Annotated in this window: 15 protein-coding genes; 6 read left to right on the top strand and 9 right to left on the bottom strand. The window is 42.4% G+C overall.

Annotated features, from left to right (window positions below):
- The gene (locus K6V21_RS00580) at positions 1 to 384 is read right to left on the bottom strand and encodes a transposase (protein WP_224320460.1); all 384 of its coding nucleotides are present in this window, start codon (positions 382 to 384) and stop codon (positions 1 to 3) included.
- Between the two features lie 106 nt (positions 385 to 490).
- Positions 491 to 1,687: an ATP-binding protein gene (locus K6V21_RS00575; protein WP_224320538.1), complete on the bottom strand. Its 1,197-nt coding sequence runs from the start codon at positions 1,685 to 1,687 to the stop codon at positions 491 to 493.
- Between the two features lie 258 nt (positions 1,688 to 1,945).
- Between K6V21_RS00575 and K6V21_RS00570 the strand changes: the two genes are divergently transcribed.
- From K6V21_RS00570 to K6V21_RS00545, 6 genes are all read left to right on the top strand, one after another.
- Positions 1,946 to 3,385, top strand: a complete 1,440-nt coding sequence (locus tag K6V21_RS00570) for a tetratricopeptide repeat protein (RefSeq protein ID WP_224320537.1) — start codon at positions 1,946 to 1,948, stop codon at positions 3,383 to 3,385.
- Between the two features lie 280 nt (positions 3,386 to 3,665).
- A complete protein-coding gene (locus K6V21_RS00565; protein ID WP_224320536.1) occupies positions 3,666 to 3,899 on the top strand; it encodes a hypothetical protein in 234 nt (77 codons plus the stop codon).
- A 63-nt stretch (positions 3,900 to 3,962) separates the two neighbouring features.
- Positions 3,963 to 5,069: a 6-bladed beta-propeller gene (locus tag K6V21_RS00560; RefSeq protein WP_224320535.1), complete on the top strand. Its 1,107-nt coding sequence runs from the start codon at positions 3,963 to 3,965 to the stop codon at positions 5,067 to 5,069.
- A gap of 37 nt (positions 5,070 to 5,106) precedes the next feature.
- On the top strand, positions 5,107 to 6,657 hold the full coding sequence (locus K6V21_RS00555; protein ID WP_224320534.1) for a vitamin K epoxide reductase family protein: 1,551 nt from the start codon (positions 5,107 to 5,109) through the stop codon (positions 6,655 to 6,657).
- The gene (locus K6V21_RS00550) at positions 6,654 to 8,864 is read left to right on the top strand and encodes a peptidase domain-containing ABC transporter (RefSeq protein WP_224320533.1); all 2,211 of its coding nucleotides are present in this window, start codon (positions 6,654 to 6,656) and stop codon (positions 8,862 to 8,864) included. The genes K6V21_RS00555 and K6V21_RS00550 overlap by 4 nt, the downstream gene beginning before the upstream one ends.
- Positions 8,865 to 8,883: 19 nt before the next feature.
- Complete coding sequence (locus K6V21_RS00545) at positions 8,884 to 10,194, top strand: HlyD family secretion protein (protein ID WP_224320532.1); 1,311 nt, start codon at positions 8,884 to 8,886, stop codon at positions 10,192 to 10,194.
- Between the two features lie 72 nt (positions 10,195 to 10,266).
- Here K6V21_RS00545 and K6V21_RS00540 read toward each other — a convergent pair whose 3' ends face one another.
- From K6V21_RS00540 to hepC, 7 genes are read right to left on the bottom strand one after another with little or no spacing between them, the layout of a single operon-like run.
- Positions 10,267 to 11,685, bottom strand: coding sequence for a sulfatase (locus K6V21_RS00540; protein WP_224320531.1), 1,419 nt, complete (start codon positions 11,683 to 11,685; stop codon positions 10,267 to 10,269).
- A gap of 16 nt (positions 11,686 to 11,701) precedes the next feature.
- Entirely contained in the window at positions 11,702 to 14,308 is a 2,607-nt protein-coding gene (locus tag K6V21_RS00535; protein WP_408912636.1) for a DUF4962 domain-containing protein, read from the bottom strand.
- 9 nt (positions 14,309 to 14,317) lie between these two features.
- Positions 14,318 to 15,601, bottom strand: a complete 1,284-nt coding sequence (locus K6V21_RS00530; protein ID WP_224320530.1) for a sugar MFS transporter — start codon at positions 15,599 to 15,601, stop codon at positions 14,318 to 14,320.
- A 14-nt stretch (positions 15,602 to 15,615) separates the two neighbouring features.
- Positions 15,616 to 16,545: an ROK family protein gene (locus K6V21_RS00525; RefSeq protein ID WP_224320529.1), complete on the bottom strand. Its 930-nt coding sequence runs from the start codon at positions 16,543 to 16,545 to the stop codon at positions 15,616 to 15,618.
- A gap of 26 nt (positions 16,546 to 16,571) precedes the next feature.
- A complete protein-coding gene (locus tag K6V21_RS00520) occupies positions 16,572 to 18,200 on the bottom strand; it encodes a Tat pathway signal sequence (RefSeq protein ID WP_224320528.1) in 1,629 nt (542 codons plus the stop codon).
- Between the two features lie 14 nt (positions 18,201 to 18,214).
- Positions 18,215 to 19,822: a sulfatase gene (locus K6V21_RS00515; protein ID WP_224320527.1), complete on the bottom strand. Its 1,608-nt coding sequence runs from the start codon at positions 19,820 to 19,822 to the stop codon at positions 18,215 to 18,217.
- Positions 19,823 to 19,835: 13 nt separating this feature from the next.
- Positions 19,836 to 21,833, bottom strand: coding sequence for a heparin-sulfate lyase HepC (gene hepC, locus K6V21_RS00510; protein WP_224320526.1), 1,998 nt, complete (start codon positions 21,831 to 21,833; stop codon positions 19,836 to 19,838).
- Positions 21,834 to 21,845: the final 12 nt, after the last annotated feature.

Genomic DNA, 21,845 nt, shown 5'->3' with positions numbered 1-21,845 from the left:
TTACTTGGCATCGGAGTTTTTTCGTACCTTGATATGATACGTGGATTCAGCAAGATTGATGAGTTCTTCGCACGCCTCATGACGTAAACTCTCATCAGCAAGAGACCGATGAAGTTTACGGTTCTCAGCACGCAATAGCGATAGTTCTTTCTGGAGCTCAGAAATACTAGAATCAATAGCATCGCTATTTACCGGTTTAGGTGATATACCCATAGCTTTGTCTTCCATTTGATACTTGTTAAGCCAATAAGTAAGAAGCTTGGCACAAAAGCCGTTACGCTTACAAAACTGAGATTTGCTCTCGGGACTTGATAAATACTCACGAATATAAGACATTCGTTCATCATCACTGTAATAGTTGTACTTCTTTTTCGAATATTTCATCTTTATTTTCGATTTTTGAAGTGTCAACTTATTCAGTACACTACAGGGAACGCTCGTTCCCCCTTGTGGGAACTGTATTTAGAAGATATTGAATAATAAATAAGCATTAAAACTCGCCAATTACCGCATCACTATGTTCAAAAAACATGATGTAGTAAATGGGGATATAGGTGACTCCGTTCTTCTGATAAACTTTTTGCTCATTGGACAGGACAAAAGCTTGGTGTATATTATATGTTTCTACTTTCAAGAACTTAGTGAGTGCACTATGAATGGTATAATCTTTGCCTGATTTTACTTCTAGGGGCATTACACTGAGGTTATCTGCATCATCTATCAAAAAATCCACTTCCCCATTGTTTTTATTATCATAGTAATACAGATTAAATCCATGCGCAGACAATTCTTGCGCCACCACCGTTTCATAAATCGAACCTAAATTAATACTTTGCACATCTTGCATAATGGCCTGTATATTGTTTTTTAAAAATAAACCTGTAAGCAATCCCACATCATTCAAATAGAGTTTAAGTAGGTTTTTACCACAGTTCTCCACTAGCGGATAGCTGGGTGCACTGATGGCTTTCACTTCTAAAACGACTCCGGCAGAGATAAGATAATCAAATTCTTCCTCATAGTCCGCCATTCGCTTACCTTTTTTCCCTTCAATATCTTTCACCACCATGCGCTTTTTTTTGTTTTCCAAGTTGGATGGTATCAAGCTATATACACGTTGTATCTTCAGTTTGGCATGGTCTCTTTCATATTTAGATGCGTCTACACCGTAAAGAGCAAGAATATCTTCCTGTATTTTTCGGATAGCCATTACATTCTTTTCTTCAACAAAAGTCCTCACAGCATCAGGTAATCCTCCTACAATCAGATATTTCTTGAATAAATCAAGCATTTTAGCATGTAATGAATCCGGTAGTGATTGATGTTCCAAGAACTGAGTCCTCATAGTTGAGATGGCAAATTCACCGACACCATTAGCTATGATAAACTCCTCAAAATCCATTGGGTACATGTGCTTAATCTCAATACTTCCCATAGGAATGGAAGACGTATTCTTCAATGTTACGCCCAATAGCGAACCACTCGCTATATAGGTAAACCGATTATCTTCTTTTAGAAACTTCAACATGGTTAGCAAATGATCGTAGGCTTGTATCTCATCTATAAAGACAAGTGTATCAGTACGTCCTTTCATCCTGTCACCCGCTACCACGCTCAATGCCAGATAGAAATCATTCACCGTTTTGGCATCCGCAAAGATCCCATCCCCCAACTTATCCTCTTCCATGTTTATCTCTATGTACTAGCCCAATAAAGTAGACACTAAAAATAATCTTTAGTTAATACAATTTTTAAAAGTAGTTGCAGCAGCTCTATAAAGTGGACAATGAAAAAAAATATTCGATAATTGATTTATTGCAAAGAGGACTTCAGGATAGGGACGGACTGGCTTTCTTTTCAAAGGCACTGGCAGAAATGCGCGCATAAAGTCGAAGATGTTTATTAAAATCAGTATATTTGTTGCACCATACATGAATGATAACCTATGCATATTATACTGAAATTGCTATTACTACGGGAAATGCTGTTCTGTTTATTGCTTTTTGGAGGGATGATTGTACTTGCGTCATCTTGCCAGCATCCTATAGAGGAAGCTCCCATTCACAGTACCATCACTTTATGGGCTACCGACACGGTGCAAAGTCCGTCTCTGAAAGCTTCTATCTATTGTTACTATGGCCGTCGATACCTGAATGGGCATAACTATGAGGATGCACTGCAATGCTTTTCACAAGCTGCCGGCATATTCGAAAAGAAATCACTGACCGCTTCTTATGCCAATGCCTTGCGAAATATGGGGCGGATCTATCTTTTATCTTCGCGTCCGGACAGTGCCCTGTATTATTATCTTCAAGCGCAGGAGGCAGTGGCGGACTTTGACCCGACTCTTTTTATGGATATTTCTACTGAATTATCCATTGTCTGCCATAATGTGGATGATTGGGAAGAAGGAAAGCAACAAATGCTTCAATACCGGAGAATATCGGCAACGGACGAACTTCCGATGCGGCGGGTTTCCAATGGGATGTTTCTGATGAAAGAGGATTTTGTGAGAGGAAGGAATCGAAATCTGAACCTGTTGCAGGGCGAAGAGTTTAAAATCAAAGACTACAGGCAGTTTGCTTCCGAATATCAGGAACTTTATGCAAGCTGGTGTAAAATGAATGAGGATCAATTGGCTTTAGACCGTGAAATAAAGGAGAAGTACAATAGTGAAATCTTGAAAAATGAGAATCAGCGGATAAGAAATGAGCTGTTAAATCGTAAAGTATGGTTGCTTTCTATCGGTTTCGGAGCCATGCTTTTAGTTGTAGTTGGCTTTGTGGCTTTTCACTTATACAAACGGAATGTTCAGAGGAGGATTGAACATTTGCTTACTCGCCTGAAAGAGAATGAGAAACAATTGGATGAAGGAAGAGTGGAATCGGAAGAAAAACGGCGGCAATTATTACAAGAAAATCATGAATTGTCTCGGAGGATAGAGAAGTTGTTCGTCCGGCAGAAAGATAAGGATGAGTTGAACTCTTATTTGCAGAAACTGAATGTATCCTATACAAAGCAATTGAAAGAATATCAGGAAATTCATTCCTTATTGCCTGTTGAGCGTACGCTTGCACTAAGCCGGTTGTGTCAGTTGCGTTGCCAACCGGCATATGGACTGGTGAAGTCGGATGAGGAATGGATGGAGGTATTTGGAGTAATCGATACTCTTTATGGTGATATGTCGGAGAAACTGGACGGTTATAAACTGGGTATGCAGGAGCGGAGGATATGTTATCTTATCCGAGCCGGGTTCACGAATGGCATGATTGCCATTGTTTCTAACGTAACTGCCGATGCTATTGCGAAGTCAAAGCAGCGTATGAAGAGTAAATTTTTGTTGTCCGGTGGTAATGCTTTTGATGATTTTATACGGAAGTTGTAGAGAATAAAGAGAATGTCTTGTCCGGTTGAGGTTCTTCTTTTTATCTTTATTACAGAGGTAATATTTTGATTTATAGTGCTATATCTGATTTGATTTTTGTCCGGTATCTTTTCTTGTTTAAGTGTAGTATCCTGCCTAATTTTGCTACATTCCAAGTCGGGATGTTAGCTGCATTTCAACTTTGATACTGATACCGTATAGTATTAATTGTAACGGAGTAGCTGGCTGTTGTGATGGATAAAACGGAAGTTTCCTTATTGTTTTATTAAAATCTATGCTTATGAAAAAGATTTTGAATGTCTCGGAAATGAAGCAGGTGCGTGGAGGGGCGGTTCCTTCAAGTATGTGCGGTGAAGGTGAGTCACTATATACTTGTGCTACCATTTGGGTGGGAGGAGGCCGTTCTAGTGGCTCCGTTTGTGCTACAAGCGGAGCAATGGCTCGCACGAGCGTAAACTTGATTTATTATGATCAAGGTGTTAAAGATGATGTAGCAAGTATTCGTTGTACGTAAGTTTTGATTGATTGCATAGGGGAATAGAACTTTATTCTCCTATGTAATTCACAACTATAAAGTATGAAAAAGATAGTTTGTATAATATATATTTTTTTGTGTTCATGCCATAGTCAGTCTGACAGTAATCTAATGGTTTGGCATTATGATGATTTCATAAAAAGAGATGTGAAACTCTCTGATATAGCGGACAAGGTAACAATCATTCAACCCGATTCTATTGATTATAAGGGGGCTAGAATTGTGCATGCTTCATCTTTTTTCTTGGCTGGAACGGAGCAGGGTATATTGAGGTATGATAAAGAAGGGCATTTTATGAATAGGATAGGGGGAATAGGGCAAGGGCCGGGTGAATATAGTAGACTTTATCAAATGGCAATAAATGAAACAGACCGGATTATTTATGTTTATCGTATGGATACTTCTACATTATTATCTTTTTCTTATGAAGGGACTTTTCTAAATAAATATTCTCTTCAACTTCCTGAAAAGTGGGCATGGAAGTTTTATTATTTGAAAGGCAAGCTTTACTTTTATTATAGTGTAGAAGCTGATGATAAATTGCGTTCTTGTATGTATGCCATAACAGATACAATAGGGAATTTATTATCTTTTAAACAAGACGAAAGTATATATTTTGCTTCAGGTAATTATCCGAGTTTCCCTTCTGACCATATCGGACTTTTTGGTGATGCTATGTTAGCTTGGAATCAATATAGTGATACCATCTATCGAATTTCAGAAAAAGGGGAAGAGGTTCTTGCTGTATGGGGTAAGTGGGATAAGCGACTGACTCCTGCCAAAGTGGAAAAGGAAGAATATTATCAATCTATGATAATATATACTATAATAGAAACTGTTAATTATTATTTGTGTATATGGCGTCCTTATGACATAATGAAGAACCAATGGAATTATTGTTTTTATGATAAAACATCTGGGAAGTTATTTAATTCAGAGGGAATCGTCGATGATTTATGTGGACTTCCTTCTGTAATTCCTTCTAACTATTACGTGATGGATGGTTATGAATATTTGGAATGTGGCTATCCAACTTATAAACTATTAGATGCTTGGTTGGTTTCTGATAATTCTGAAATACGGAAACTAGCTGAGAACATAGATGAAGAAGGTAATAATGTATTGATACGGATTCGGCTGAAGAAATAAGATGAATAAGTTAATAGCATAGATATCTGAATATACAATGAAAACACTTTTATCAAGTTATCTAAGAGAATTACATATCCCCTTTACAAGAAGTTTTGCTGATAAACTTTTTGCAGAGCATCCGCATCGCTATAACTTGTATGGCCTGTCGGATATGTTGTCTGTGTATAAGATAGAGAATACTGGAGTACAGGTGGAAGATAAGGACTTGGGGGAATTAACTTTTCCGTTCGTGGCCCACGTTGGTAATGATTTTGTAGTCGTGAGCCATTTATCCGGACAGATGATGGAATATATCTGGCGGGGAAAACGAATATCTGTACCTGTAGAAGAATTTAAAAGATTATGGTCGGGTATTGCGCTTGTTGCTGAACCGGGAAAATCATCAGTAGAACCGGAATATAGAAAACATTGGAAAGCGGAATTTTTGAGTTCGGTTCAGAAAATAGGTATGATTATGATTTTAGCTATTTTATTGTTATTGGGATGTTTGCAACATCAGTTGTTTTCTTCAGTGGCAGGTAGTTTAGTGTTACTCATTAATCTGGCAGGTGTAGGGGTGACTTATTTATTATTGTTGAAACAGGGGAAAATACAAAGTGAGTATACTGATAAAATCTGTTCTTTATTCAAACAAAGTGATTGTAATAGTGTGCTGGAGTCTGAAGCGGCTAAGCTATGGGGAGTATTTAGTTGGAGTGAAATAGGACTTGGCTATTTTGTATCAAGTCTTATCATGACAGTATTTTATCCCCAATGGGGACCCTACTTGGCTCTTGTCAATTTATTGTCTTTACCTTACACGGTTTGGAGCGTTTGGTATCAGTATAAGGTGGCTAAACAATGGTGTCCGTTGTGCTTGTCTGTTTTGTTGCTGCTTTGGCTGACGGCTATTGTCAATGTTTGTGTAGGATGGCAGTGGCCGGCTTTTGAAATACAGGAGATTCTGTTTGTAGTCATACTTTATTTACTCCCTTTCTTAGCTTTACACCTTCTGGCTGAACGTTGGTTTCGTTCGGAACAATTAGAGAGTGTAAAGTATGAATTGAATAATCTGAAAGCATCAGAGAGTGTTTTTCTTTCTCAATTAGAACAACAGCCTCGTTATGAGGTTGGTGCTGTCACTTCTCAAATTCTTTGGGGATGTCCGCAAGCAAAGTTGCGTATTACGATCCTGACTAATCCGCATTGTAATCCATGCGCACAGATGCATAAACGTATTGGCATATTACTGAAACAAATGGGGGACAAGGTTTGTGTGCAATATATTTTTTCATCTTTCACTAAAGAGCTTGAAAACAGCGTCCGGTTTCTTCTTGCCGTTTATCAACAGGAAAAACGTGATAAGGCTGAAAGGATTTATAATGAGTGGTTTGCAGGAAAGAAGTATTTGGGCGAAGCCTATATCATGACGTTCGGTTATGATTTGGAAACTACAGAAGTTTCTCAAGAGTTGGGTAGTCATAATGAATGGCAATATAAAAACAGGTTAACGGCAACTCCCACTATTTTAATAAACGGTTACCAGTTGCCGGATAATTATAAGATTGAAGATATGAGGTATTTGGGGGATTTAAATATCAATTGATGAAACATTCATTTCCATATTATCACCAGGCAGATGCGATGGATTGTGGTCCTACTTGTTTGCGTATGATTGCTAAATACTATGGTAAGAGCTATTCATTGCAGACATTGCGGGTGCGTTCGTTTATATCCCGTGAGGGAGTATCACTATTGGGGATTAGTGATGCGGGAGAGGCTATTGGTTTTCGGACGTCGGGAGTTTATGTATCATTTGAACAATTTATTACGGATGTACCGTTACCTTGCATCTTACATTGGAACCAAAACCATTTTGTAGTTTGCTATGGCATTAAAAAAAGAAAAGAGGAGTATTGGTTTCAGATTGCTGATCCCGGAAAACAGATGGTGGATTATAATGAACAGGAATTTAAGAAGTGCTGGCTGTCGACAAGGACAGAGGGAGAAGATGTCGGTACAGCATTGATATTGGAACCCGGACCGGACTTTTATCATCGTGAGGATGAACCGGAAATTAGAGAAAGAGGATTGCTTTTCTTTCTGAGATATCTCACCCCTTATAAAAAGCAATTGATACAGTTGATATTGGGGATGCTAACAGTCAGCTTGTTGCAACTGATTCTCCCTTTTCTGACGCAGTCATTGGTGGACGTAGGTATCCGTGATAGTAATTTGAATTTTATCATTCTGGTACTGATAGCACAAATCATAATATCTGTATCGCAACTTTCGGTAGAGTTTATTCGCAGCTGGATACTGTTACATGTTAATACACGTATTACTATCTCTTTAATATCTGATTTTCTGGCTAAGTTAATGAAATTGCCATTGCACTTCTTTGACTCAAAAATGGTAGGTGACATTATGCAACGTATCGGTGATCATGAACGTATTAAAACGTTCCTAACAGGGTCATCTATTACCACACTCTTTTCCTTTGTCAACTTCTTTATTTTTGCCTTTGTACTTGCTTATTATAATCTCACAGTATTAGGTATTTTCTTATTAGGCAATACCTTGTACGTTTGTTGGATACTTGTTTTCATGAAGTATCGGCGTGAACTGGACATACGACGTTTTGCACAAGCTGCCGGAGAACAAAGCAGTCTGATACAGATGGTGACTGCCATGCAGGAAATCAAACTGAACAACTGTGAAACGCAAAAACGCTGGCAATGGGAGCGTATACAGGTGAAATTGTTTAAAATCAGTATAAAGGGGTTGGCATTGGGACAGGTTCAGCAAGTGGGCTCTATTTTCTTTAATCAGACCACGAACATTGTAATCTCATTCATTGCGGCAAAGGCGGTGATAGATGGGCAGATGACTTTGGGTATGATGATGTCTCTTACTTATATTATCGGGCAGTTGAGTTCTCCGGTTTCTTCTTTTATCAGTTTTGCTCAGCAGTTTCAGGATGCGAAGATTAGCTTGGAACGTCTGAATGAGATACATAGCAAAAGGGATGAAGAACAGGATATCTCATCGAAACTGACGGTGTTGCCGGAAAAGGGAGATATTCGGATCGAGAATCTGTCGTTCAGTTATGATGGTGCAGACAGGGATTATGTGCTGGATGATATTTCTCTTCATATTCCCCGACATAGGGTGACAGCTATTGTTGGAGCGAGTGGAAGCGGTAAAACCACTCTGATAAAGTTGATGCTCGGCTTCTATACTCCCAATAAAGGAATTGTCAAAATACAGGATACTCCGTTGGAAAATATTAATCCGCATCTATGGCGTGCCCGAACTGGTTCTGTGATGCAGGACGGTTTCATCTTTTCTGAAACAATTGCCCAGAATATTGCAGTGGGCGAAGAGCTGATTGATATTGAACGCTTGCGGCATGCGGTGACTATTGCAAATATTCGTGATTTTATAGATTCTCTACCGTTAGGATATAACACTAAAATTGGTATGGAAGGAAATGGTATCAGTCAGGGACAACGACAACGCATTTTGATAGCCCGTGCCGTTTATAAGAATCCGGATTATCTGTTTTTTGATGAGGCTACTAATGCTTTGGATGCCAATAATGAACGTGAGATTATGGAACATTTGTACGAATTCTATAAGGGCAAGACGGTCGTGGTGGTGGCTCATCGGTTGAGTACGGTGAGAGATGCGGACAACATAATAGTGCTGGATAGAGGGAAGATTGCGGAAGAGGGAATTCACCTGGAACTGACTGAGCGGAAAGGTTTGTATTATCAGTTGGTGAAAAATCAATTGGAACTGGGTAATTAGAAATTTGTAACTCAATACTGTGGAAGAAGAGAAGAAATACAAGGAGATAGAACTGCGTAGTGAAGAAGTGCAGGAAGTTATGAATCACATTTCACCTTGGGTGGTGAGGTGGGGGATAACGGTGCTGTTTATTATTCTGCTTGTTATATTGGTTGGGTGCTGGGTCTTTCGATACCCAGATGTGCTGCAAGCGGAAGTAACTCTGACGACTGAAGAACCTCCGGCTTTTATCTTGGCACGTTCAGCAGGAAAGATTGATACGTTGTATATAAATAATGGTGGCATGGTGCAGGCAGGCGAGCGTTTGGGGGTAATTCAGAATACTTCTGTTACTGAAGATGTACTGTGGCTGACAGATTGTATGAAAGAATGGAAAGAGGCCGGTTATGAACCGGATAAGGGAGCGGACTATTTTATAGGTAAACGCTTGCAATTAGGGGAACTGCAATCGGTGTACGCTTCTTTCATGATTGCTCTTTCAGATTATATCCGTTTTATTAAGCAGGACTATTACACAAAGAAATTGAATGCCGGAAGAAAACAGCTGGGCGGGCAACGTTCTTATCTCAATCTGGTACAGCGTGAGCATACATTGACTGAAAAAGAAATGAAATTGGCGCAAAGTATGTATGACCGGGATTCCATCCTTTTTGAAGGAGATGCTATGATTGCAGTAGAATTTGAAGAGTCGGGTAGTCGTTATTTGCAGAGTCTGCGTACCAGGGAAACTTCCGGCATGAGTTTGTTGCAAGCTGAAATGCAATTGGAGCAGCAGGAAGAAAATTTATTGGATTTGGGCAAGCAGGCTTATGATGAAGAACAAAACCACAGACTTGAATTGAAGAATGCAGTGGAACAGCTTGAAGCTCAATTGAGTTCGTGGGAACAGAGCTATTTGTTCTGTAGTCCGATTTGTGGCAAAGTAACTTTTATGACGGTTTGGAGCCGTAATCAGAATGTAGAATCGGGGGAGACGGTTTTTGTGGTACAACCTTCGAAAGATTCGAAAGTCGTTGGAAAGGCAAAACTTCCTTTGCAGGGTTCAGGAAAGGTACAGATAGGACAGAAAGTGCATGTGCGTATAGACAATTATCCTGATCAGGAATTTGGTTATGTAAAGGGAAGGGTGGAAAGTATTTCTCCGGTTCCAACAGAAGACGGAGTATACATTGTGGAAATCACTTTGCCCGATGGGTTGCATACAAACTATGGCAGAACACTCCCTACAGTACGCGAATTGAAAGGGACAGCAGATATTATATTGGCGGACAGGAATGTATTGGAGCGTTTGTTAGCTCCGTTAAGGAAGATAGTGGAATACGAAAACTAATTCTTCAGCAGTATAATCCCGGCAATAATATGAGGAGAACCTTTCCCCATATTATATACCGGGATTTCTTATCTATTTATAAGCTGTCTGATATCGGGTTGTGCTTACGAGTTTTTTACCGGGAACATCGTGCAGTTTTGGGCGGCTTGGACGTATATTATATGTATTCATCCATTTCTCAAGGACATCACGAAGTTTTTGTAGTTCCTGATTATATGCATTTTCCATAACCAGATTTCTCATTTCCCCTCTGTCATTCTGCATATCAAACAGTTGTTCACGATGTCTTCCTTTATCATAAAGCACATATTTATAACGTTCACTGCGTACCACCCAACCTCTTGTCTTGCTACCGTCAAAACGTGTTTCGGTGATGATGTATTCTTGATGCAAGGCTTGTGGGTTGCCTTCTTCCACAACTTTCCGGAAAGACTTTCCGGCTGCCCCTTCCGGCATCTTGGCACCTGCCCAGTCGCATACGGAAGCGAAGAAATCTATACCGTTACTGATAAGCTGAGGCAATACTTTGCCTGCATTCTTCTTGCCGGGCAGGGTTACAATAAGAGGAATGTTGATAACTTCTTCATATAAAGCAGATTTCTGGTTCCAATGGTGAGCCCCTATACCATCTCCGTGGTCACTGGAGAAGATCACTACTGTATTCTTCCAAAGATCGTTCTTATCAATCGCATCAATAATTTTTCCGATCTCCTTATCTACTTTTTCTACCAAACGATAATAGGTATAACGGTACATACGCCAGTCTTCGGGGGTAAAACCGGCAGTTGGATATACATTATAATTGTTTGCTCTTTCGCTTTCAATGACATCGGCATCGTAAGGATTCTTGGCGAAATTGGCAGGTACTCCCGGGCAGTCCCGTATATCAGGCGTATCGATATTTCCATAAGGGAAGTTTTGGCTCCGTGCGTATTCGCAGATATTGTGTGGATTGTCATAAGAAGCTACCAGGAAAAACGGCTTTTTATGTTTGCGTGAGAGGTATTCGGCGCAAGCTTCCGCCAGTCCGTCGTCACTATGTTTGTATATGTTGTCGAAGCCGTATTCTTTGTCGGGGACATCAAGAAGAGGGAGATGCCATTTACCGCCATAAGCACAATCATATCCGGCATTCTTTATTAAGGTGCCTAATGTCTGTGTCCTGAGAGAGTCGGGCATCGGTGAACCATTGACTGACAGTCCTACTGCATCCGGATAATGCCCCGTAAACATGGCTCCACGTGAAGGACCACTAAGCGGAGCAGTGCAATAAGCATTATTGAACATTACGCCAGCCGCTGCCAAGCGGTCGAGATTAGGAGTGTGCAGGTCCGGATTTCCGGCACAACTCATGGCGCTGGCTGTCTGTTGATCCGTGAATATATAGATGATATTGGGACGTTCGGCCGCAGAAGCCGCAGAAGAGCATAGCAAAGAAAAAAATGCCAGATGCTTCATTGGAATTTGTTTTACCATATTATTAGCTTTCATGATTTAATATTCGGTTTTATATTTCAGGTTTCGGTAGGGAATCAACCAGTCTTTTCTCTATTCTCTTTCCGCCTACCTGATCGACGATAGTCGTAGCACCCTTATTCGAATTATAGTTGAAGTCCAGTGAAGCACCGTTCTGCTTGTTCTCTATGCGCAGGAACGCTTTACCTTCACTATCCAGATTACATTCAATAACCCATCCTTCTACTGTAATGCGATTTCCCTGATGATTTATCACGGCATCGGCACGGTTGTTTCCATGTACATCGATTATATTGAGAAAAAACACTTTATTGCAAGGAGTTGTCGTTGCCGTAAAATGATAATGATTAGCAAGAGCTTTGCCAAGACGCTTTTTCCAGTCAAGGGCGGCTACAAAGAATGTATCCGTTTGTGCATAAGTCATCTCCTGTGAAGAATATAAATGAGCTATTGATATTCCATCCGCTTTATTCTTACCCAAGATGCGCAATCCTCCTTCTTCCTTAACAACCTCCATAGGCAGTTCCACCGTATGCAGCAGATAGTTCCATTCTACCGGTTCTTTACCGGCCAGTTCATCGTAAACAACAAACAAACCCGAGCGTCCGAGCTGAACGATATGTCTTCGGAAGAATTCCAGCTTATTTTCATCCCAACCTTTCTCCGGTGTAAATTGAGTGCCGGACAAACGTCCGCGTTCCAGCCACAACGGAGAAACTACTTTCCCATAGGCGTTGGAGGCATCGCCTACAACGTAAGAGATTTCTTCACCTTCATAGTAGCGGGGAATCCAACCATAGCCTTCTGTCCCTATCTTTTGACCCATACCGTTTACTAATATGGAGTTATGGGCACGGGTGTTCCGGTAGGCATACATACAATGATCATCTGTAAATCCGGTACGATGCCCGCTGCTATAAAAGATAGCCTTACCCCCAAAGAAGGTGTTGAAAGCGTTTTGATTGGCCAAGGCATGGGATGTGGAACCATAAGGGCTGCTTCGGAAAGAAAGCATGGCATTGTTGGCATGATGCCCTATGTCGGTATTCATCAGGGCAGTACCTGCTTGTTTGAAGACTTTGGATTCCGGTAGTTCCGACAGATGTTTGCTATAAGCAGGCCTTTCCTTCGGGGTTGTGCAGCGATACCAGGTCAAATCTGCCGGTTTGGCTTCGAAAGCCTTCGACAGGATGTCAGGGTCTTCCTGCATAATTTCGTGTACATAAGCAGCTACCCACGGATTGTTACATTCGCGTGCCAGGGCATCGGCATATCCTACGCGCCCTCCGTTCGGACTACGTTGTCCTTCATGTGAGTTGCCATGACCTCCGGATTTGGAGAAGGGAGGTTGCTGATAGATAACATATAAGGCATTGTTGTTATACCACGGATCTGCAAAGAAGTTGAAACCGGATATGCGTGAGAAAAAGACCGGCACTTCTATCAAGGTACGTATATTTACATGGAAATAGGCATCTCCATTGTGCCAGCCACCATCCTTATGCAGACCCGGAAGGCGTGAAATCCATTCATTATAACAGTAATCTGTCCATACGGACGCTTCCGGTATTTCACCGACTGTAGCGAATGCCGCCATCGTCAGGATGCGGAAAGTCATCTGCCACACATGGTTGTCTGCAATACGGTTCTCCAGATGGTTCACGTATTCATTATAGAACTTGTCTCCAATTCTGCGGATGTTATCCAACAGCAGTTGTTTCTCTTCCGGTGACAGTAAATTATAAAATCCGTCATATGCGGATGTGCTCATAGACAATAGGGTGGATAGGTTAAAGTCGCCTGCAAAGTATTTGCTTTTTTGCCAGGAAAGGATTTCACTCAGGCGGTTAATGCCTTCCCGATAATACTTCTCGTCTTTTGTCAGCAAATAAGCACGGACCAATGCTTCCACGTTGGCCTCTTCTCTGTCTACAATCTTACGGCTCTCGCGGATGAGGGCTGATTCACGTTGCACTATGTTGGTCAACGTAACTACATTCGTTGTATCGATCTCTTCCTGAAGATGCTTCAACGGACGGGAAATGCATTGGGAAGCCTTGTCCATATAAGTCCGGGCTTCCGGATTATTTTTATTTTTCGCTATAATCTTTTCCCAGTCAGCTGCATCCAGCAACACACGCGGGTGATGGGAAGGATATTTTGCCAAGACTTTTTCCAAAGTCGGCGGATTGAATTCCGGTGTATCTTTATCTATATAGAATTGGTAAACCGGCGACCATTCTTCAGTACCTTCGGGGGTAACATAAGCATGTTGCCAATACCATTTTCCTTGTGCCAGGCACTGGAAAGGATTGAAGAAAGCCCAGGCACGTTCACCGGTAAGGACATCTTTCCGGAAATTCTTGTCTTGGGAGATACGAATCCGGTAAACTACTTTGGGCTTTTCATCTACTTGTCCCGGAACTCCATCCAGCACCGGACCTAAATGAGGGAATTTGTCCGGCCACATGAAACGCGGTGGATTCATCTTGACGTATGTGCCACCGGCAGGAGAGGGAGTTGCACGGACTTCATGCATCAATGTTTCTTCGGAAACCTTTATCACGGCAGGTTGCTCGGAACTGCCACATGCCATTAACAGGCAGAGGGCCGATAAGCCCAATACTATCTTTTTCATCTCAAAATCTTATTTTTGTTTTTTGAAGGTAACCAGCTCTTTCAAGCTAACTGTCTTATTATTAACCAAAGGGTGTGCCCAGAAGCCGATAAACGTAATGTATCCCATGAAAACCAAAATAAGCAGCATGCCTGTTCGCAATGAAGTGGCATCGGATACCAGGCTGACGAGCAGCGGGCCACCTGCACCTCCCACTATTCCGGAACAAAGGATACCTGCAAAAGAACCATGATTCTGGGTTACTGTATTCAGGGCAAGTGAAAACACTATGGAGTACATCATGGAGATACAAAAGCCTATTGCAGGAAAAGCCCATACCGCTATTTCCGCAGAACCGAATAATGCGATTAACAGTAACCCCATGGAAAGTATGCCCGATATTTGCAGTAAACGTTTGCTGTCTATCAACTTCAGCAGGAACATGCCAAATAAGCATCCGACGGTCATTGAACCCCAGAAATAACTGATGCTTTGCGCGCCGACGGTCTTCGGATCAATGCCATGATACTGTTCCAGAAAAGTACTCATGAAAATAGAAACTCCCTGTTCCGTACTGACATAGCAAAAGATTCCCAAGAAGAAAAGCCATACGTATCTTTGACGGAACAATTTCTTGTAGGAGGCCGAAGAACCACTGCGTTCATCATCTTTCAGTTCAATGCGCGGGAAACGAACCAATGACACAACGAGCAGCATAATCAGCAATAACACTGTGAATACCCAATAAAGAGAAACCCAGGGAAGAGTGACCGGAGTGATGTCCGCCAAAATATCAAGCAGGAAATTCTTTCCCGGCTGATAGACTCCCGGTGCCAGCGCATGTATTAACCAAGTATAAACCAAAGGACTGATAAACGATGCTACTCCAAACACAAACTGTGCCAATTCGGCTATGAATGCGTAGTTCTCTTCTCCACCGACAACACGCTGCAAAGGATTAATTACGGTCTGCAACATAGCCATTCCCAAACCGATGATAAAGGAAGACACCAGTAATATCGAATAAAACGGGAAACACGCAAACAAGACGGTTCCGATAAATGGCATAAGGAAACCGATAAACAGCACCGGCTTTTCTCCATATTTGTCTATCAATATGCCTGCCGGTATCGACATGATGGCATAAGCCAGAAAGAAGGAAGTCGGGATAAATCCCGCCATTGCCAGATCCTTCAGCTCAAAGTTATGGATAATGTCAGGAATTAGCGGCCCGAGAATGTTTGTAATGAATGAAATGGTAAACCAGAACATCATTATCAATGCCAGCATACCCCATTTCTTGTTATTTTTCATGATAATTCGTTTGTTTATAGAATTAGTGACGCTGCACCGATAAGACCGGCTCTATTGCCCAATTCGGCAGCCACAATCTGGGTATTCAGGGCACAGTCTGCTATTACGTGCTTTTTGACTACCGCCCTTATTTCCTCTAAATAGAAGCTGCCGGATTCTGCAACACCTCCTCCTATCACAATCCGTTGGGGACTGAAGATATTGATGAAGCCGGCAATTCCTCTCCCCAAATAGTAAAAGTGTTCGTTCATGCACTCGACAGCGAGCGGGAAATCTTCATGATAGAGGCGAACAATCAATTCCCCGTTTATCTCCGTATCAAAGCTTAAATTCTGCTCTTTCGCCAATGCGCTAAAACGTCTTGTCAAGGCGGAAGTCGAAGCATAATGCTCCAGGCAGCCGACTGCCCCGCAGGCACAACGTTCACCGTTGGCAATCAACGGTACATGCCCCAACTCCGTACCCCGGTTAGCATATCCATTGAACAACTTGCCATCAATGATGACAGCTCCGCCGATACCGGTTCCTACAGTCAGAAACACCACATGAGTACAACCTCTTCCTGCACCGTATTTCGTTTCTCCCAGTCCCATCAGGTTGGCATCATTTCCAACAACTACCGGTAGACTCATCTGTTTCTCCATAAGGGAGGCTACATCTATATTTTCCCAGCCGACAATATTTTCCGCACCTCCCAGTACGATACGGTTTGTTTCATCTACAATTCCCGGTGTACCAAGTCCTATGCCCAGTACGTTCCAGTTCTGTTTGGCAGCTTCATCTTTCAGCAAAGTGGCAGCCTTTGTCAGTTGTTCCATCACTTTTGCAGCCGAAACAGAAGCAAAAGAGGGTAATTTTCCCTCAAAGAAAGAATTACCCGCTTTATCTACCAAAGCATATTTTATAGATGTGCCACCTAAATCAATGCCAATTGCGTATTCCATAATTTATTGTATCAAATAAGGAAACATTATGTTCTTTCTACCCATATAGGAGAGCTCCACGCCCATTGCTGGTCACGCTGGCGAACTCTGACATAGTAATAGTCCGTATCTCTTTCGGGTTCAGTATCTTCCATATAATGTTCAACCATAAAGCAACTTTCCGGCATTGCACGGTTGAATAGAATAGCTTCACTAAGCCATCCGATCATAAAATGGGAGCGGGAACCTTCCAGAAGTTCGCCCAGTGAATGTTCAAACTTCTTGCCGTTGAATTCTGCCGTAATCATACCGTCTTTAGGCATAGTGACATCCAGAATGACAGCCTGCATGGCGGGAGTGGTGGTGTTCGGATTCTTGGAACTGTACATGTCCAACTCCGTATCCTTGTCCGTAACAGACACAATACGGTTGACCTTTGTTTCAAACTCGGGTTCTCCCGGTTGCGGAGAGGTGAAGGCAGCGCCACGGAAGCAAGGTTCCACAGCATTGATAGTTCCTTTGCTGATAGATAGCTTTCCTTGCCAATGTACATACTGCTCTTCACGATTCCATCCAAATTCAATCTTTACCTTACAACGTACCATGTCTCCTTCCGGCATTTCGGGCAACAACGGACCACTTAAACGGGCTATGCATCTTCGATTCTTGACAATGTCTATGTAATCGATGCAACTGCCGCCTTCCACATTCAAATAAATACGGCGGCTGTTACCCCGCACCACATCGCCCGGAAAAGCGTCGTTCAGACGAAAATCTATATTGATCTTATCACCGGTAGCGCAACAAACGTGACGGTTCTTCATGGCATCCCAAATCTTATCACGGGTCAATGACTCTGCCAGTATGCCTATACGCCCATCACCATAACTGCCCGGATATCCGGCGTGCTGGTCTGTCGAGCCCATAATACCGAATTTCTTGCCTTGCTCCAATCCACATTGAATTGTACCTTCCCATTGGCGAGGTCCCATATCATGCAGATAATTATAATCGCCCTGATCGCTCTCAGCCAATCCGTGGCGGGAATACATCTCTACGAACGGGGTCTGGTCTCCTTCCGTAAAGAAGTTCCAGTTATATCCGCGGTAGCCCGTCTGGTAACCCATGTGATGCGGAGTTATAAATACTTTATGTCCGCGGGCTTTTTGTTTCCAGTCTTCAATGGAGGTACATTCCACCAACGGTGCATCCAGGTCATAGTTCAGGGCCACATGGTCGCCATGTTCCATGCTATGTGCCTCATAACCTACAAAGGTTAGAAATTCCCCTTCCTTATTGTACTCATTGGTCATGGCTACGTATTTCTCATAACCTCCCTCGCGCAAACGCTTGAAAGCACCGGTATGATAATCAATCACCCACTTCAGGCGAGGGTCATCTGCTCCGGGAATGTCAGGCCACATGGCATGTGGGGTGACAGATACAAAATCCAATTGTCCCTTGGCGGCTTCGAACGCAGAACGCATGTCGCCATGGCCGTAGGTTATGTTACAGTGGTTATGTAGATCTCCCCAGAAATATTTCAGATTACTGGCAGAGGGCATAATTTTCTTTCCTGCGGCAGTTCCGCGCTGGCATGCGGACAATAAACTACCGGAAACAGCTAATCCGAGAAAGGACCAGCTTGTATTCTTTAAAAAATTTCTTCTATCCATGGTATTCATTTAGATTATCTATTTTTCATCAATCGTCTGTCACCTTTGAACAGCTCATTTACTTTTTCATCCGGATCATCATCCTTATACTGCTTTTGGGTTTCTTTCAGCAGTGACATCAGTTCTGTCCGTTTGTCGGCATATTCCGGTTTGTCAAACACATTATTCAGTTCATTCGGGTCATTCTTCAAATCGTACATTTCCCACTCGTCCACATCATTATAGAAGTGAATCAGTTTAAAATCAGCTGTACGAATGCCATAATGTCTTTTAACCGAATGTTCCGCCGGATACTCATAATAGTGGTAGTAGGCGGCTTTTCTCCAGTCTGCCGGTATTTTCCCATTATCCAAGATCGGTTTGAGCGACTGGCCTTGAATATCGGCGGGTATGTCTACTCCGGCAAAATCCAGCAAGGTGGGAGCAAAATCTACATTCATGGCAATGGCACTCGAAACACTTCCGCTCTTGATTGCCTTCGGGTAACGGATGACCAGCGGCATACGCTGACATTCCTCATACATGAAGCGTTTATCGAACCAACCATGTTCGCCCAGGAAGAAACCCTGATCCGAAGTGTAGATAATGATTGTATTGTCCAACTCACCGATTTTTTCCAGATAACTGAGTAACCGCCCTATATTTTCATCCACAGCAACAATTGTTGCCAGGTAATCCCGCATATATTGCTGGTACTTCCAGCTGATCAACTCTTTACCTTCCAGTTTACCACTGCGATACTCGGCAATGCGCTGGGCATATACTGAATCCCACTTATCCTGCACATCAGCCGGCATACGTTTGTAGACCTGATAGAGGCGATTGGTCGTATCTTTCAGCATTTCTTTACGAGTCAGCAGTTTCAGATCCCAATCATTGGTCAATGTATGTTCAATAGACATATCCTGTTCCCTGGCAGCGGAACCTCTTCCCTCATACGTATCGAAGAGTGTGGCCGGTTCAGGAAAAACGGTATTATTGAACATACCCAAGTGGCGGGGGGCAGGCATCCAGTTACGATGCGGAGCTTTCTGATGGTACATCATGCAGAAAGGCTTGCTTTTGTCTCTGTGTTCCAGATACTCGATAGCCTTATCCGTGATAATGTCGGTAGCATAGCCCTGTTCTACAATCTGCTTTCCGTTCTCATTGAAATCGGGATTATAATAATCCCCTTGTTCATGTTGTCCGGTCAAGATGCACCAATAATCAAATCCCTGAGGCTCGGTGATCAGATGCCATTTACCGATAATCGAAGTTTGGTAGCCTGCCGACTGTAATAATTTGGGAAAGGTCTGTTGGTTGCCGTCGAAAGTACTGGCATTATCAGTGAATCCATTGATGTGGCTGAATTTGCCCGTCAAGATACAAGCTCTTGACGGACCGGATAAAGCATTGACCGCATAACAATTGTCCATACGAATACCTTCATTGGCAATCCGATCCATATTGGGAGTTTGCAACAGGCGTCCGCCGTAGCACGACATAGCCTGCGTGGTATGGTCGTCTGTCATCATAAAGATAATGTTCGGACGTTTCACCTCCTCTTTGGCCTTATTGGAGCTACAAGCGGAGACTCCGATGGCAGTGAGAGGTAAAAATAAATATGATAAGCGATTCATAATAAAAGTCTTCTTATAGTTTATACTCCAATTGACGTTTCTTTCCATCAACAGATATCTCTATTTTCACTCCATTCTCATCAAACTTCTTATTCAGGAATTTAGCCTTGAATGCAGGAAAAGAAGCTGCATTTTTCGAAGGATAGATAATGGTTATGTAGCGTACAGCTTCCGAATCCTTTTTGTCCACATCAAAAGAAACTGAAGTACGGGGGACACGTACGCGATAGGCAGTTGAACGCCATCCTTCTTTTTCTCTCATCGAAGCTTTCTTTTCGGCAAAGCATTGTAGCTTCATATTGCTTGGCCCATCGTAAGCGGTAGTCAGAATATGATTCTTATCGTCCACATTTACAGTACCTTCACATAAGTGATAGTTCAGATTCACTGTTCCTTTTGCATCTCCCACAGCCTCATCGACAATGACAAAATAAGATTGGTCTACAAAGAAGACAGAACGTCTGTGCTTTAAACCCTCATAATGGGGATTTTCTGTCACCAGGATTTGTTCATTACCTTCGGGTTTCCAAAGTTTAGTGACGGATTGTGTGGTCTGCAAGTTTTTCTCATCCAGTGTCAGGGTATTATGTGAACTTGTCTGGCGGAACCAGTTGCGAAGTTTCATCACTTCATCATCACCGGCATAGACGTATGAACCGCTATCCGGAAAGAGATTCCGACCATTGAACCAAAGCTCAAAAGTTCCGTTATCCGGCTGGCAGTGCCATTCACCTTTAGGCCCGGCCTTTACCACCATTACAGTAGCATCTTGTTTCCAGCCGTTTCTGAAAGTAAAGAAACCGGAAGTCAGGGCTCCGTGAGAAAGATTGGGTAGGGGGGAACCTTCACGTCCTTCTGTGGCATAATAACGAATCCAGTCGCAATCAGGAAACAGTTTGAGCCATTCCTGATAATTGCGGATTTCTGCCGGACGGTCTCCCAGTTTTGCATCACTGAAACAAGGATTACTGTAATCCGGGAAACAGATGTTAGCGTAAAACTCAATCATATTTTTAACTGTATTCACGTATTCGGCAGGAAACTCCTGACGGAAACCATTGACATCAGCCATACGCAGGGCCTTGCAGAAAATATTGATTGCCGCCAAATGATAATGCGGGTCCAGTTCATATTGACCGCCATCCGGGTAAACCTGTTTTTTTATTTCACGGTTCAAAATGCTTATCCCACTCTCTCTCCATCCGGTTGCCTCTTTAAATTCAGGGAAAAATACGCCTGCATACACCATACGCTGCGCTTCGAACAACAGATGGTTGCCTTGGTCGGAATAATTGCCCAAAATGTGTAAGGCATGCCGATGGTAATTAATAAGGAACTCAGTCAGGAATTCCGGAGTAAAAGCCTGTGAGGGAATAAACAATAGAAATTGCAGTGTCTGATCCTGCAAACGATTGCTCACTTCCAGCGGACGCCATGCAAAGCGTACATTTTCAGCATTTCCTTTTACTTCGCCCGCACTGACAAGTTCGTATTCTTCTTTCTCTACGGTTGTCAAAGGATTCTTCTTAATCCAGTCCATATATTGGTATGCCCATTCCTTGGCATATTTCTCATCCCCTGAGATTCTATATGCTTTTCCCATCGGGGTGAACCATTTATGGCGGTGCAACTGCCAGCGCAACTCGTTGTCCTGTACCGGCCAATATTGCCAATTGATATCTTTACCGTAATTATAGGAAGGCTGATATCCTTTGTGCACAAAAAATGTGTGTTCCAGGGCATCGTCCGCCCATTTTTGTTCTTCCTTTGATATTTTGATATTCTTCAGATTTATATCAGGATGTCCTATGCCGGTGCGTTGGCGGTAATAGTCCAATAAAGCCTGAGCCGCTTTATCCCATTGCTGTTGGGTGCATGCAGCCTTTACTTTCTCCAACCCCGGATAATCCAGGTTCAGTAAATCAAAGGCTTCCTTCCGCAGTTGCTGCGCTTCCGCACTTATGGCGGCCAGCAAAAGAGCCAGGCATAAAAAATACTTTGCTATTTTCATGGTATACTAATT

It is taken from the genome of Bacteroides cellulosilyticus (assembly GCF_020091405.1).
GTDB lineage: Bacteria > Bacteroidota > Bacteroidia > Bacteroidales > Bacteroidaceae > Bacteroides.
The sequence above is the reverse complement of the archived record's forward strand: the minus strand, read 5'-3'. Positions and strand labels throughout refer to the sequence as shown.